At 76.1% G+C, this 14,305-nt stretch carries 14 protein-coding genes; 5 read left to right on the top strand and 9 right to left on the bottom strand.

Annotation, left to right across the window (positions count from 1 at the left end; translation table 11 throughout):
- Window positions 1–124: 124 nt before the first annotated feature.
- The 8 genes from LV78_RS32955 to LV78_RS32920 all read right to left on the bottom strand — a co-directional run bounded on the left by LV78_RS32955 (window position 125) and on the right by LV78_RS32920 (window position 8,714).
- Window positions 125–760: an ABC transporter ATP-binding protein gene (locus tag LV78_RS32955; RefSeq protein ID WP_253849931.1), complete on the bottom strand. Its 636-nt coding sequence runs from the start codon at window positions 758–760 to the stop codon at window positions 125–127.
- Window positions 757–1,566, bottom strand: coding sequence for an ATP-binding cassette domain-containing protein (locus LV78_RS32950; RefSeq protein ID WP_253849930.1), 810 nt, complete (start codon window positions 1,564–1,566; stop codon window positions 757–759). Before LV78_RS32950 ends, LV78_RS32955 begins: the two co-directional genes overlap by 4 nt.
- Window positions 1,563–2,393, bottom strand: a complete 831-nt coding sequence (locus LV78_RS32945; RefSeq protein WP_253849929.1) for an ABC transporter permease — start codon at window positions 2,391–2,393, stop codon at window positions 1,563–1,565. The genes LV78_RS32950 and LV78_RS32945 overlap by 4 nt, the downstream gene beginning before the upstream one ends.
- On the bottom strand, window positions 2,390–3,484 hold the full coding sequence (locus tag LV78_RS32940) for an ABC transporter permease (RefSeq protein ID WP_253849928.1): 1,095 nt from the start codon (window positions 3,482–3,484) through the stop codon (window positions 2,390–2,392). Before LV78_RS32940 ends, LV78_RS32945 begins: the two co-directional genes overlap by 4 nt.
- Window positions 3,478–5,079, bottom strand: a complete 1,602-nt coding sequence (locus LV78_RS32935; RefSeq protein ID WP_253849927.1) for an ABC transporter substrate-binding protein — start codon at window positions 5,077–5,079, stop codon at window positions 3,478–3,480. The genes LV78_RS32940 and LV78_RS32935 overlap by 7 nt, the downstream gene beginning before the upstream one ends.
- A 159-nt stretch (window positions 5,080–5,238) precedes the next feature.
- Entirely contained in the window at window positions 5,239–6,027 is a 789-nt protein-coding gene (locus LV78_RS32930) for an SGNH/GDSL hydrolase family protein (protein WP_253849926.1), read from the bottom strand.
- Window positions 6,028–6,187: 160 nt separating this feature from the next.
- A complete protein-coding gene (locus tag LV78_RS32925; RefSeq protein ID WP_253849925.1) occupies window positions 6,188–7,312 on the bottom strand; it encodes a Cmx/CmrA family chloramphenicol efflux MFS transporter in 1,125 nt (374 codons plus the stop codon).
- Between the two features lie 490 nt (window positions 7,313–7,802).
- Window positions 7,803–8,714 (bottom strand): alpha/beta hydrolase fold domain-containing protein, encoded by a 912-nt coding sequence (locus LV78_RS32920; RefSeq protein ID WP_253849924.1) that lies wholly within the window; start codon window positions 8,712–8,714, stop codon window positions 7,803–7,805.
- Between the two features lie 191 nt (window positions 8,715–8,905).
- Here LV78_RS32920 and LV78_RS32915 point away from each other — a divergent pair, with 191 nt between their 5' ends.
- Window positions 8,906–9,559: a biliverdin-producing heme oxygenase gene (locus LV78_RS32915; protein ID WP_253849923.1), complete on the top strand. Its 654-nt coding sequence runs from the start codon at window positions 8,906–8,908 to the stop codon at window positions 9,557–9,559.
- 124 nt (window positions 9,560–9,683) lie between these two features.
- Here LV78_RS32915 and LV78_RS32910 read toward each other — a convergent pair whose 3' ends face one another.
- Complete coding sequence (locus LV78_RS32910) at window positions 9,684–10,067, bottom strand: SH3 domain-containing protein (RefSeq protein WP_253849922.1); 384 nt, start codon at window positions 10,065–10,067, stop codon at window positions 9,684–9,686.
- 255 nt (window positions 10,068–10,322) lie between these two features.
- Between LV78_RS32910 and LV78_RS32905 the strand changes: the two genes are divergently transcribed.
- The 4 genes from LV78_RS32905 (at window position 10,323) to LV78_RS32890 (ending at window position 13,886) form a co-directional block, all read left to right on the top strand.
- The gene (locus tag LV78_RS32905) at window positions 10,323–11,273 is read left to right on the top strand and encodes an ArsR/SmtB family transcription factor (protein ID WP_253849921.1); all 951 of its coding nucleotides are present in this window, start codon (window positions 10,323–10,325) and stop codon (window positions 11,271–11,273) included.
- Between the two features lie 551 nt (window positions 11,274–11,824).
- Window positions 11,825–13,081: a cytochrome P450 family protein gene (locus LV78_RS32900; protein WP_253849920.1), complete on the top strand. Its 1,257-nt coding sequence runs from the start codon at window positions 11,825–11,827 to the stop codon at window positions 13,079–13,081.
- A gap of 94 nt (window positions 13,082–13,175) precedes the next feature.
- Window positions 13,176–13,541, top strand: coding sequence for a YidH family protein (locus LV78_RS32895; protein WP_253849919.1), 366 nt, complete (start codon window positions 13,176–13,178; stop codon window positions 13,539–13,541).
- A 6-nt stretch (window positions 13,542–13,547) separates the two neighbouring features.
- On the top strand, window positions 13,548–13,886 hold the full coding sequence (locus LV78_RS32890) for a DUF202 domain-containing protein (protein ID WP_253849918.1): 339 nt from the start codon (window positions 13,548–13,550) through the stop codon (window positions 13,884–13,886).
- The last annotated feature ends 419 nt before the right edge of the window (window positions 13,887–14,305 follow it).

Genomic DNA, 14,305 nt, shown 5'->3' with positions numbered 1-14,305 from the left:
CACTGGTGATCCCGGTGTAACAGCGGGAGGCGGGACTGTCTGCCCGTTTTGCACGCTCCGTCCGCAGTGCGCACGCACACCACTCGGACGGGGGCAGGAGGCCACCCGCCCGAGTGGTGTGGGGTTACTGAGCGGGTTCGGCCTGCAACGCCGCCAGGTCGATCACCCGGTCCGCGACGGCGTCGAGCAGCGGCCGGTCGTGCGAGACCGCCAGGACGCCGATCCGGTCGGCCCGCACCCGCTCCAGCAGCAGCCGCCAGATCACCGCCTGGGTGATCGCGTCCAGGCTCGCGGTGATCTCGTCGGCCACCAGGTAGCGCGGCCCGGTGAGCAGCGCCCTGGCCAGGTTCACCCGCTGCGCCTCGCCGCCGCTGACCTCGTGCGGGAACCGGTCCAGCAGGGCGGGCGGGACCAGCACCGGGTCCAGCGCGGCGACCTCGCCCGCGTCCGGCGCGGTCTCGGCCAGCACCTCGGAGATCCGCCACCGGGGGTCCATCGCCGAGTGCGCGTCCTGGAAGGCGATCTGCACCGGGTTCGGCACGCCCCTGCCGGGCCTCGGCGCGGCGCCGTCGGCCTCCACCGAGCCGCGGCGCGGGCGGTCCAGACCGCCCAGCAGCCTGCCGAGCGTGCTCTTGCCCGACCCGCTCGCCCCGTACAACCCGACCACCTCGCCGGGTTCGACGTCGAGGTCGACGCCGCGCACCACCCACGGCCCGGTCCGGCCGTACCGGAACCACACGTCCCGCGCGCGCAGGCTCACCGCTCCTCCAAACCGGACCCTGGAACGTGGAACCCGTTGGCGGGCAGCGCGTTCCACAGCGCCCGCGTGTACGGGTGCGCCAGCGCCGCGCCGTCGTCCCGGAAGTCCGCCGGGTCGGCCTCGTCCACGGTCCGCCCGTCGCGGCAGATCACCACCCGGTCGGCGATCTCCAGCGCACCGGTCAGCTCGTGCGTGATCAGCACGACCGCGCGGCCCTCGTCGGCGGTCCGGCGCAGGTCCGCCAGCACCGCGCGCACCGACTCCGGCGGCAGGCCGGGGGTCGGCTCGTCGGCCAGCACCAGCGCCGGGTCCGCCATGAGCGCCATCGCCGCGAGCACCCGGCGGGCCATGCCGCCGGACAGCTGGTGCGGGTGCAACCTCGCCACCTCCGGCCCCAGCCCGCGCGCCGCCAGCGCCTCGCGCGCCGCCGCACCCGGATCGGCCGCGCCCGCGAGCTTCGCCGAGCGGCGCACCTGCTTGCCCACCGGCGTCACCGGGTCCAGGAACGACGCGGCCTGCGGCAGCAGCGCGATCTCCCGACCGGCCAGCGCGCGCCGCGCGTCCGGGCCCACCACCCCGCCCGCGAAGCGCACCTCGCCGCTCTCCTCGGCGTTGGGCGGCAGCATCCCCAGCACGGCGTGCGCGAGCAGCGTCTTGCCCGCCCCGCTCGCCCCGACCAGCACCACCACCTCGCCCCGGTCGGCGCGCAGGTCCATGCCCGACAGCGCCACCACGGTCCGGCGGCGCAACCCGCGCTCGTACTGGCCGAAGCGCACGCCCAGCGAGTCGATCTCCAGCAGGCTCACAGGTGGTGGCTCCTCGGGTCCAGCAGCGCGCGCAGGTGCTCGCCGACGCCGTCCACGGCCTTCACGACCAGCAGCAGGCACGCGCCGGGCAGCAGCGCCAGCCACCACGCCCCCGCCGACAGGAACCGCATCGACTCCGACAGCAGCACCCCGATCGACGGCTGCGCCGGGTCGACGCCCATGCCCAGGAACGACAGGGCCGCCTCGTGCAGGATCGCGTGCGGGAACAGCAGCACCAGGCCGACCAGGAACTGCCCGGTCAGGTGACCGGCGACGTGCTTGCGCGCGATCCACCAGCGGCTGCGCCCGAGCTGGGTGGCGACCAGCGCGTAGTTCGAGCCGACCACGCCGCGCGCCCGCCCGCGCAGCACGCGGGTCAGGGTGGGCCAGTGGGTCAGCGCGACCGCGAGGATGACCGAGCCGGTGCCGCCGCCGAGCGCGAACGCCAGCAGGATCAGCAGCACCAGGTGCGGCAGGGCCAGGAACAGGTCGACCAGCCAGCCGACGGCCGCGTCGGCGCGCCTGCCGCCGACCGTGGCCAGGCACGCCAGCAGCAGCGCGACCACGGCGGAGATCGCCGCCGCGCAGGTGCCCACCAGCAGGCTCAGCCGCAGCCCGGCCAGGGTCCTGGCCAGCACGTCGCGGCCGAGCCAGTCGGTGCCGAACCAGTGCGCGGCGGACGGCGGCTGGTTGCGCTGGGACAGCGCGGTGGTCTGCGCGGCGTCGCCTGCCAGGGCGCCCGCGACGAGCACGGCCGCCACCACCAGCAGCGAGCAGCCCAGCAGCACCAGGGTCCGGGTGCGGCGGTCGGCGGTCAGGGCGCTCACCGCTCACCCGCCCGGAGCGCGACCCTCGGGTCGACGGCGGCGTGCACGCGGTCTCCGATCGTGTTGCCGACGAACACCAGCACGGCGGTGAACAGGGCGATCCCCAGCAGCAGCGGCACGTCCTGGGACATCGCCGCCTGGGTGGTGGCCGCCCCGAGTCCGGGGTAGGAGAACACCTGCTCGGCCAGCACCGAGCCGCCGAACAGCTCGCCCAGCGAGCCGAACTGGAGCAGCAGCGCGGGACCGGCGGCGTTGCGCAGCACCCGGTGCGCGACCAGGCCGATCCCCCGGTCGCCCTGGGCGCGGGCGAACGCGACGTGGTCCGAGGCCAGCGCCTCGATCACCGCGTGCCGGGTGTGCAGCACGACCGGCGCGACGCCGACCACGCTCAGGGTCAGCGCGGGCAGCGCCAGGTGCGCCAGCCGGTCAAGGACCGTCACCTCGGCGGCGGGCACCCCGATCGGCACCGCGCAGCACACCGGGGCCCAGTTCAGCGACACGGCGAAGACGTAGAGCAGCAGCAGGCCGACCCAGAACACCGGCGCGGACGCCAGCGTGTACGCCCACCAGGTGATCACCCGGTCGGTGGCCTTGCCGCGCCGCGCGCCCGCGAGCGCGCCGAGGGCGAAGCCGAGCACCCCGGACAGCAGCCAGGCCAGCGCCATCAGCCCCAGGCTCGCGGTGAACCGGTCGCCGATGACCTCCAGCACGGGGCGGTTGAACGTGGGCGAGAACCCGAAGTCGCCGCGCACGAGGTTGCCCAGCCAGGACAGGAACCGCTGCGGCGCGGGCTGGTCGAGGCCCCAGCGCTGGGCGATCAGCTCGCGCTGCTCGGGGCCCAGGCGCGCCACGTCCGCGCCGACGTAGGCGCTCACCGGGTCGACCGGCGAGTTGACCATCAGCGTGAACGTGCCCGCGGCGACGGCGGCCAGCAGCAGCGCCAGGCGGCCGAGCTTGGCCACCGCGCGCACCACCGGGTTGCGGCCGGGGCGCGAGCGGTTCCGGCGGCCGGTCAGCTCGTCGGGGCGGTCGATCCCGTCGCCGGGCTCCCCCGGCCCGCCGAGGCCTGCTGCTCCTGCGGGGTTCAGCAAGTCCAGCGCCAGGCGGTGATGTTCCAGGTGACCGGCCAGCCGTGGCCGTGCGGCTCGACCTGCTCGGGGCCGAGGTCGAGGCACTGGGTGGCGAAGTAGGTGTGCTTGAGGTTGACCAGCCAGGCCCACGCGGCGTCGCCCCGCGCGGAGAAGCCCTGCGTCCCGTCGAACTGGGCGGCCTTCCACTCGCGGGTGGCGACCTCCGGGTCGGTGGTGGCCATCGCGGCGTCCAGGTGCGCGTCGACCGCCGGGTTGGCGTAGAAGCCGGGGTTCCACAGCTCGACGCCCGCGCGGGCCGACGAGTACAGGGTGTGCATCTCGGTCGGGTCGTGGCTGCCCCAGCCGAAGACGACCGGCTCGGCGTGCATCCGGGTGCGGATGACCTCCCAGCTCTCGCCCTGGGCGGAGACCGCGATCCCGATCGGCTTGAGCATGTCGACCACGGCCAGCGCCAGGCCCTGGCGCAGCGAGTCGCTGGCCGGGTAGAGCAGCGGGAACTCGGCCTTGACGCCCGCGCGCTCGCGCACGCCGTCGCCGTCCGAGTCGGTCCAGCCCGCCTCGTCCAGGAGCTTCTTGGCGCGCTCGGGGTCGTTGTCCTCGATCGCGGAGGACGGCTCGAACCACGGCATCCCGTCGACCGGGCCGGTGGCGGGGCTGCCGAAGCCGTCGAGCACGCCGTCGACCAGCGCCTGCCGGTCCAGCGCGTAGTTCACCGCCTGGCGCACCGCGCGGTCCGAGGTGACCGCGTTGCCGATCGGGCGCCCCTCGGCGGTGGTGCGGCCCTCGGCGGGCAGGTACGGGAACGAGATGCCCCGGTTGTCCACCGAGTCCACGTCCCGCAGCACCATGCCGGGCAGCTGGGTCTTCGCCAGCGACGACGGCAGCGAGGCCACGTGGACCTGCCCGGAGCGGGCGGCGGCCAGGGTGGCGTCCTCGCCGGTGAACACGAACACCACGCGCTCGAACGCGGGCTTCTGGCCGTAGTAGGCGTCGTTGCGCTTGACGATGAGCTGCTGCCCCTCGTCCCACTGCTCCAGCACGAACGGCCCGGACCCGACCGGCTTGCGCGCGTAGTCGGCGCCGTGCGCGTGCTCGGGGACGATGCCCAGCGACACCAGGCGGTTGACGAACGTGCTCTGCGGCTGGGTCAGGCGCAGCTCGACGGTGTCCTCGTCGACGACGACCGCCTCCTTGAGCACGGTCACGTCGGTGAGGCCGCCGCTCTTGGCGGCGGTGGTGAAGGTGTAGGCGACGTCCTTGGCGGTGACCGGCTGCCCGTCGCTGAACTTCGCGTCGGCCCGCAGGTCGACCGTCCACACCAGACCGTCGGGGCTCACCGAGTGGTTCGTGGCCAGGTCGTTGGTCAGGGCGAGGTCGGCGTCCCGGCTGAGCAGGGTCGACTGGAACAGCGGGGAGCCGTAGCGCCCCCAGCCGAGCGTGGGGTCGTAGCCGTCCTCGGACTCGCCGCCGATGGCCAGCCGCAGCTCGGTCGGCGCCGGGCCGCCCTGCGCGGTGGGCGAGGTCGAGCACGCCGTGGTCAGCAGGGCGGCGGAGAGCAGGGCTCCCGCAGCTCGGGTCCAAGCAGGTACGCGCACGGTCCACCCCTCGTCGGCCTTGTTGCCCGCTATTCGTAACAAGCAAGGGTGTGCGACAACAAACCGTGAGAGCCAGTTCACAGCGCGCGGTGGGGCGCGCCGGGCCCGGCGCGCGGTGGCGGCGCCGGGTTCCCGGTCACGTCGGACGGCGGGCGCCCCTCAGAGCTTGGGGACCGAGGACCAGACCGAGCCCTTGGCGGTGCGGTTGTCGCCGGAGGAGCGACCGCCGAGCCTGCGGCCCAGCCAGGGCAGGACGTGCTCGCGGTAGTAGCGCAGCTCGCCGAGCAGGGTGCGGGACTTGGCGTCGGCGTCCGGGGCGACGATCTCGGCCTCGGCGCGGTGGCCGAGCGCGTTGAGGATCAGCGCGGCGGCCCTGCGGTGGCCGGTGGCGTTGAGGTGCAGGCGGTCCGGGGCCCAGTAGGCGGGGCGGCGGATCTCGGCGTCGTTGAAGATGTCGACCAGCACCAGGTTCGGCCGGTCGCGCAGCGGGGTGACCGCCCTGGTCAGCTCGCTGCCTCGGCGGTCGATGACCCGGCCGAACGGCAGGCCGGCGCCGGGGTTCGGGCCGCTGATCAGGATCAGCCGGACGTCCTCCTCGGCGCAGCGGCGCACCACGCGCTCGATCAGCGCGAGCACCTTGGTGGCGTCCATGCCGGGCCGCATCATGTCGTTGCCGCCGCCGTTGAACGAGAGCAGGGTCGGCTTGAGCGCGAGCGCCGCTTCGAGCTGCTCGGTGGCGATGGGCGTGATCAGCCTGCCCCGGATGGCGAGGTTGGCGTACTCGACCTCCTCGTCGGGCAGGGCCGCCGCGAGCCCCTGCGCGACCAGGTCGGCCCAGCCCCGGACGGTCCCGTCGGGCAGTTCGTCACCGACGCCCTCGGTGAAGCTGTCCCCGATCGCCACGTACTTCATCAGCCGCTCCCGCTCCTGTTCTCGGACCTCGGGCATCGTGCCACGCGCCTCGGGTTAGCGGAGGCCGACCCTCCGGTCGGTCGGGCGGAAAGCCTTGCGGGGCGGGTGAAACGGGTGGTTCGTGGCGGTTTGGGACGGTGGTGGGTGGCGCGGATCGCAGGGCCGGGTCGCCGGTCGACGACCCGGCCCGGTGCGGTCAGGCGCGGGTGGCCGCCCGGCCGCGCGCGTGGAGCAGCAGCGCGGCGCCCGTGAGCGCCGCGCTGACGAGCAGCGTCGCCCGAGCGCCCCCGGACAGCGCCGCGCCGCCGAGCAGCGGGCCGACGACGGCGCCGACGTTGAGCGCGGCGGTCGCCGCGGCGCCCGCCAGCCTCGGCGCGCCGGGCGCGGCGCGCAGGACCCGCGCGACGAGCGTGGAGCCGACCGCGAACGACAGGGCGGCCTGGACGAGCAGCAGCGGCGCCACCGGGAGCGCGGCCAGCAGCAGCCACCCGGCGGGCAGCGCGGCGAGACCTGCGGCCAGCAGGTGGTCCGGGTGCCGGTCGCCCAGCCTGCCCGCCGCCGTGACGCCCGCGAACGCGCCGCAGCCGAACACCGCCAGCGCCACCGGCACCCAGCCGGGCCCCAGCCCGGCCACGTCGGTGACCAGCGGGGCGAGGTAGGTGAACGCGCCGAACGTGCCACCGTTGACCAGCGCCGCGAGCAGCAGCGACGACCGCAGGCCGGGGACGCGCAGGCCGCGCAGCTCGGTGGTCAGCGTGCTCCCCGCTCCTGCGACCGCGCCTGCCGGGACCGAGCGCAGGACCGCGACCACGGCGGGCGCGGTGAGCAGGGCGACGGCCCAGAACGCGGACCGCCAGCCCCACAGGTCGCCGAGCAGCGCGCCCGCCGGGACGCCCACCACGCACGCGGTGGTCGTGCCCGCGAGCAGGGTCGCGGTGGCCCTGCCCTCCGCGCCGGGGCCGGCGAGCCGGGCGGCGGCGCCGAGCGCCACGGCCAGGAACCCGGCGGTGGCCAGCGCGGCGACCACCCTGGTGGCCAGCAGCACGGCGAAACCGGGGGTGAGCGCGCCCACGACGTGGGCCAGCAGGAACGCGGCGAGGAAGCCGAGCAGGGCCCGGCGGGGCGGCCAGCGCAGGCTGAGCGCGGCGGCGAGCGGCGCGCCCAGCACCATCCCCAGGGCGAAGCCCGAGGTCAGGGCGCCTGCGGCGGCGAGCGGGACGTCGAGGTCGGCGGCCAGGGGGTGGACCAGGCCGGACAGCATGAACTCCGAGGTGGCCTGGGCGAACACGGCCAGGGCCAGGGCGTGGACGGCAGGAGGCATGGAAGGGCTCCGCGACACCGGCGGGCGCTGCGGGCGCCCGCGAGGAAGCCCCCGGCCGGGACGGCGGGGGGCGCGGTGCGGTGCGCGGCGGCGCGACCCCGGTCAGCCGGGGGCGACGTGGGGAGCGGACGGCTCGGCGCGGGTCAGGCGACGAGCGCGGGGCGCCACCGGGACACCGGTGGCTCGCCTCTCTCCGACTCCGGGCTGGTCACGGGCCGGACGTTAGCGCGGCCCGGACGACCGCGTCCAGCCGGTTCCCGAGCGGCGGAGGTAGAGCATGGCCACTCCCCCGCCGGGGCCACCCGGACCACGGCCCTGGCCCCGCCTCCGCAAGCCGCGCCGCCCGCCCGCAGCCCCGCAGGCGGGCAGGCGGGCAGGCAGGCCCAGGCTCCCCTCAGTCCGCGCCACCGGCCAGGTCCCTCCAAGCCACCTGGGGGGGGGCGGTCCGCGCCCCCCGCCCCGACCAGCGCCGCCTCCTCAGCCGGTTCCCTCAGCCCGCGCCCACCACCCGGCGGACGTGCCCGGCGATCAGCGCGTAGACCGCGTCCACGACCTCGCGCGGCGCGCCGCCCCGGAAGTTGTAGCCGTGGTCGTACCCGAGCACCTCGTGGTGCTCGGCCAGCGCGCCCGCCGCAGCCAGGGCCCGCGCGTACGCCACGCCCTCGTCCCGCAGCCGGTCGTACTCGCAGGTGATCACCACCGCCGGGGCGATCCCCTCGATCCCCACCCCGTTGTCCCCCCACGCGGGCGAGGCCAGCCGGTCGCGCCGCACCGCCGGGTCCGGGACGTACGCGGTGTCGAACACCTCCGCCATCCACGGCCGCAGCATCGACCTCGGCCCGGCCAGCCGCTTGTCCCTGCCCGGCGTGACCAGGTCGAGCGGCGCGTAGTGCAGCACCTGGAGCGCGACCTGCGGACCGCCCTGCTCCAGCGCCAGCCGCGCCGCGCCCGCCGCGAGGGAGCCGCCCGCGCTCTGCCCGCCCACGCACAGCCTCGCCCCGGCCCAGTCGCGCTCGGTCCCGGCGGCCCAGGCGAGGACGTCGTAGGCCTGCTCCACCGGCACCGGGAAGCGGTGCTCGGGGCTGGTGGCGTAGTCGGCGTTGAGCACGACCACCCCGGTCTCGGCGGCCAGGTAGCGGCACCACGAGTCGTCCTGGCCGGGGTAGCCGATGGCGAAGCCGCCGCCGTGCAGGTTCAGGTACACCCCGCGCGCCGGGGTCACGTCGGCGGGCGGGTGGTAGACCGCGCAGGCCACGTCCCCGTGCCGGGTGGGCACGGCGACCTGGCCGACCCGGCCGCGCGCGCCCAGGTACGGGGTGGCGGGGTCGCCGCGCGGGGTCATGAACGACTTGAGCCTCCTGGCCACGGCGTCGGCGACGGCGGGGCGGGACAGCAGGGACACACGACCTCCTCGGGGTTCGAGGACGATCCTGCACCCCGCGCCGGACGTGCGCGGAGAGTCGTCGCGCAATTGCTCCCTGCGCGCGAAGTTTGTGTTCCAACTCCTGGACGACGCTTTATTAGGCTTGCCTAACTTGATCGTGCGCCCTAGGGTCGGAGATCACCGCAGCGCGCCGACCCCAGGAGCCGCAGATGGACACCGCGACCCCCTTCTCCGCCGAGCTGCGCGCCGCCACCCGCAAGGAGCACGAGCGCGCCGAGCGGACCGGCTACATGGACGCCCTCATCGGCGAGCGCCTCGACCTCGGGGCGTACACCAGGCTCGCCGAGCAGTACTACTTCATCTACGGGGCGCTGGAGGAGCGGGCCGACGCGCTCGCCGACGACCCGATCGCCAGCCGGTTCACCGAGCCCGAGCTGCGCCGCGTCCCCGCGCTGGAGCAGGACCTGGCGCACCTGATCGGCCCGGACTGGCGGGAGAAGATCGCCCCCGTTCCGGCGACCGAGTCGTACGTGCGGCGCATCCGGGAGGCCGGGCGCTGGTCGGGCGGGTTCGTCGCCCACCACTACACCCGCTACCTCGGCGACGTCGCGGGCGGCCAGGTCATCCGGCGGCTGCTCGCCCAGCGGTACGGGCTGGTGGACGCGGGCGCCGCGTTCTACCGGTTCGACGTGGTCGGCGGGCTCCCCGGCTTCCGCAAGCGCTACCGCGAGTCCCTGGACACCGCGCAGTGGAGCCAGGTCGAGCGCGAGCGCGTGATCGTGGAGACCTGCGTGGCGTTCGAGTGCAACGTGGCCGTGTTCAACGCGCTCGCCTCCGAGCTGGACCTGGGCAGCGCCGCCTGAGCCAGGCCCCCTGGACGGGCGCCGGTCGCGAACACCAGCCGCGACCGGCGTCGTTCGCCCACTTACCGCCTTCCGCGCCGGAAGTCCTTGGCGCGGAAGGCGGTAAGCGCTTTCAGTGGCCTGTTCAGCAGCCGTAGTTGCTGCCGCCGCCCGGCAGCAGGTCGTCCCTGGTCCAGCCCTGGACGCCGGTGCGCCGGTTGCGCAGGTACGTCCACGTGTAGCCGTCGTTGCCGAGCGTGTAGCAGTAGTAGTCCAGCTGGTCGGACGGCTGGATCGAGCCGGGCGCGGTGCAGGACGTGGCGGACCCGGTGCGGATGCGCGCGCCGGAGCTGGCCCCGGTGATGGCGCTGATCGGGTCCCGGTTGGGCCGGACGCCGCTGCCGCACGCGAAGTGCTGCGCCCCGACCTCGGCCTCGGCCTTCGGCGCGGCCTGCGCGGGGACCGCGAACAGCACGGCGGGCATCGAGACGGCGGCGACCGCGACGGCGGCCCTGGTGATTCCCCTCATCGTTTCCCCCTCGGTGGTCTGACTCGGTGGTGCGGGACCAAGGTGCCCGCCGCGACGCGGTGACCGCCACGGTTTTGCGCGCAGGCGCAAACCCCGGTCGGGACGGGCGCGCCGAGCTGCGGTGGAAGCGCTCTCGCCGACGTCCCCTTCCCCCTGGGCGCAAGCGCGCTCCCGACGGGGTGAACTCCTCCCGAACCTCCCACCCCGAGCCACCGGGGTGGCCAGGATGTCCTGGCGAGCAGCAGAGGGGGAACTGTGTTGCGCATCGTCTTCACGACCGACGACCTGGTGGGGACCGTCGTGGCGAGCGGGTCGGAACCGCTGTGGGACGTGGTCCTGGCCTGCCGGAGGCTGCACGACCGGGACCGGCCCGCCGCGTTCCGGCGCTGGGCCGCCGAGACCCGCGCGCGGCTGCGGCCGGGTGACCGCGACCTGGCCGTGCTGCGGGCGCTCACGCCCGCGCCGGACCTGCTGACCCCGCCCGAGCAGGCGCACGGCCTGGAAGCCGCGCTGGACGCGGTGCGGGCCACGCCGCCGCGCAGGGCCGGGGCGGAGCTGGCCCGGCTGCGGCTGCCGGAACCGGTGACGCGCGGCGGGACCGGCGTGCTGGGCGAGCTGGCGGAGTGCCTGCGCAGGCTGCACGGCAAGCTCGTGGAGCCGCACGCGGGCGTGGTGGCCGAGAGCGCCGCCGCCGACCGGGCCAGGCGGGCCCGCGACCTGGTGGACGGGGGCGTGCACGCGCTGCTGTCCGGGCTGGGCCCGCACGTGCGGTGGCGACCGCCGGTGCTGGAGGTGGCGCACCGCGCCGAGCGGGAGGTCCGGCTGGCCGGGCGGGGGTTGCGGCTGGTGCCGTCGTACTTCTGCCGCACCCCGGCGACCCTGGCCGACCCGGACCTGCCGCCGGTGCTGGTGCACCCGCTGGACGAGGGCGACCGGTGGAGCGGGGGCGCGGCGCCGGGGCTGGACGCGCTGCTCGGGCCGACCCGGTGCGCGGTGCTGGAGTGCGCGCGGGCCGGGGCGAGCACGACGGAGCTGGCGCGCCGGGTCGGCACCTCGGCGGCGTCGGCGAGCAGGCACACGGCGGTGCTGCGGGAAGCGGGGTTGCTGCGCACGAGCAGGCAGCGCGGGCAGTCACTGCACACCGCCACCGCGCTGGGCCGGTCGCTGCTGGCGGCGGCGGGCGAGCGCGGGCAGCGGGGGGCGTGAGGGCGGGGCGGAGCACGGGGGCGGGGCTCGGGACCTGGTGCGCGCAGGCTAGGCCGGGACGCTGCACCAGCGGCACGCAGACGAGGCCGGGCACTGCACCAGCGGCACGCAGACGAGGCCCGGATGCGGCACCAGCGGCACGCAGACGAGGCCCGGATGCGGCACCAGCCGCGTGCAGGCGAGGACGGGGCGCTGCACCAGCGGCACGTAGGCGGGGCCGGGCACGGGACCGAGGGCGCGCGAACGGAGCCGAGACGCGGCACCAGCGGCGTGCAGGCGGGGCTCGAAAGCCGGGGCGTGAGGGCGGGGAGTGCTTGGGGCGCCGGGGGTTCGCGTTCGCGCGGGTTCCCGGCGCCCTGCTCCACCCGTGCGCGCCGAACCGCCGGGAAGCGCTTTCCTGCATATCCGCGAACCGGTTCCGGTCACCTTCCGCCGCCATTCCAGGCGAGCGGCGGCGCGCGGTCGGTCGATCGGCCCTCACGCCCGCCCCTCGCGCGGCACTAGCGTGGACCCGGCCCCGCTCGTGCCGATCCCGCACCGGAGGCCCCGCCATGACGGCTCACGACGAGACGGCCCACGACGAACCGGTCCACGACGAGCGGGCCGAGCGCTCGCTCGACGCGCCGCTGCACGTGCTCGACCACAGCACCCCCACGCACGAGGAGCACCGGCTGCTCAAGGAGCTCGGGCCGCTCGTGCCGGTCGACGCGGACGGCGTGCGGGCGTGGCTGGCCACCACCGAGGAGGTCGCCCGCGCCGTGCTGGACATCCGGCCGCCGCTGTCCAAGCACCCCGACGAGTGGGCCGCCCTGCGCGACGGCGAGGTGCCTCGGGACTGGGCGCTGCTGCCCATGCTGACCGCGCACTCGATGATCAACCGCGACGGCGCCGAGCACCGCAGGCTGCGCCGGATCGCCGCCGCCGGGTTCACCGCCAAGCGGGTGCGGGCCATGGAACCACGCGTCACCGCGATCACCCGGCGGCTGCTGGACGAGCTGGACCCGCGCTCGCCGGTCGACCTGAAGGAGCGGTTCTGCCTGCCGCTGCCGGTGATCGTGGTGTTCGAGCTGTTCGGCATCACCGGGCGCGACGAGCTGGAGTGGTTCCGCGAGCGCTACACCGCCCAGGTCGACGGGCGGGTGGGCGAGGCGGCGCGGGTCGCGGCGTCGGCGCAGGTGCGGGAGGCGCTGGGCGAACTGGTGCGGCGCAGGCGCGCCGAACCGGCCGACGACCTGACCAGCGCGATGATCGAGGCGGGCACCTCGGACGGCCGGTGCACCGACGAGGAGCTGGTGGGGACGCTGGACCTGGTCCTGCTGGCGGGCCACGAGACCACGGTCCACGCGCTGTCCAACACGGTGCACGCGCTGCTCACCCACCCGGTGCAGCTCGCGGCCGTGCTGGCGGGCGAGCACCCGTGGTCGCACGTGGCCGAGGTCGGGGTGCGCTGGAACGGCCCGGTGCGCGAGCTGCGGGCGCGCTACGCGGCGCAGGACGTGGTGGTGGCGGGGACGCGGGTGCGGCGCGGCGAGCCGATCCTGGTGTCGCTGGCGGGCGCGAACCGGGACGGCGCGCCGTTCGACCTGGCGCTGCCGCAGGGCACCGGGCACATCGGGTTCGGCGTGGGCGCGCACTTCTGCCTGGGGGCCGCGCTGGCCCGCCAGGAGTTGGAGATCGCGCTGCGCGAGCTGTTCGGCCGCTTCCCGAGGCTGCGGCTGGCGGTGCCGGAGGCGCGCCTGAGGCTGCTGGAGTCGGCGGTGATCAACGGGCTGGAGGAGCTGCCGGTGCTGCTGGAGCCGGAGGGCTGACCCCGGCCGCGCCGACCGGGGCCGCCCGCTGCGCCGAACGGGGCGCGCCCGCGTGGCATAGCATAGCGTTCGTGCAGCACAGCGAGGTCGCGGCGTGAGCCTGCGGCGCTTCCCGCGCGGGGTCTACGACCACGGCGCCGAACCCGACCCCCGGTTCACCCTGGCCAACGAGCGCACGTTCCTGGCCTGGATCAGGACCTCGCTGGCGCTCGTCGCGGGCGGGGTGGCGCTGGAGGCGCTGCACCTGCCCGTCCAGTCCGGGCTGCGGCTGGCCGCGTCCCTCGTGCTGCTGGCACTGGGCCTGGTCGTGCCGCCGCTGGCGTGGCGGGGCTGGGCGGTCGCCGAGCGGGCGATGCGGCGCGGCGAGCCGCTGCCCTCCTCGTCGGGGGCGAGGTTGGCGCTGGTGGTCGGGGTGACGGCGGTGGCGCTGCTGCTGGTGCTGGGCACGGCGCTGCGGTGACCTCCCGTGGCTGAGCGCGCCCTGTTCGACCCCGGCCTGCAACCGGAGCGGACCCTGCTGGCGTGGCGGCGCACGGTGCTCGCGGTGGCCGCGGCGGCGCTGGTGTCGCTGCGGGTGCTGCCCCCGGTGCTGGGCGCGTGGTCGCTGGCCGTGGGGCCGGTGTTCCTGGTGGTGTGCGCGGTGCTGTGGGCGCTGGCCGAACGCCGCTCGGCGCGCGCCTACCGGGCGCTGCTGGCGCACGAGCGGCCCGCGCTGCCCGGCGGGGGCGCGCTGCTCGGCGTCACCGCGCTGGTGATGGCGATCGCGCTGGTGGCGCTGGTGTGGTTGCTGCCCGCGCACTCCTGACCCCGCAGCCGGTCCCGAAGCCGCGCGCGAGCGCCGAGCCCGCAGCGCGCCCCGGCGGACGGCAGGCCGCACCCCCGACGCCCGGCGGGCCGCCGCTCCCCCACCCGCCGGAGGGAGCCCCCGGCGCGCCGGGCAGCCGCCGCGCCTGACCCGGTTGCCGCACCCCGCGCCCGCACCGCCCCGCCACGCGCGAGCGGCCCAACCCCGAGACGACCGAACGGCGGAGTGAGGTCGATCCCCTTGGCACCCCTGTCTTTCCGGGACGGCTGCCGAGGCGGTGCGCCGTCCGGACGCCCAGGCGGTGCGCCGTTCGCCCACCTCACCCCCGTCCGGCGGGACGCACCACCCCCGCCCGGCGCGCCCGCGAGCCGGGAAGCGCGCTCTTTACACCGATTCCGGGCCTGTGCCAGACTCCGCTC

The organism is Actinosynnema pretiosum (assembly GCF_024171695.1).
GTDB lineage: Bacteria > Actinomycetota > Actinomycetes > Mycobacteriales > Pseudonocardiaceae > Actinosynnema > Actinosynnema pretiosum.
Note: the sequence above shows the minus strand (reverse complement) of the source record. Positions and strands in the feature narration are given on the sequence as shown.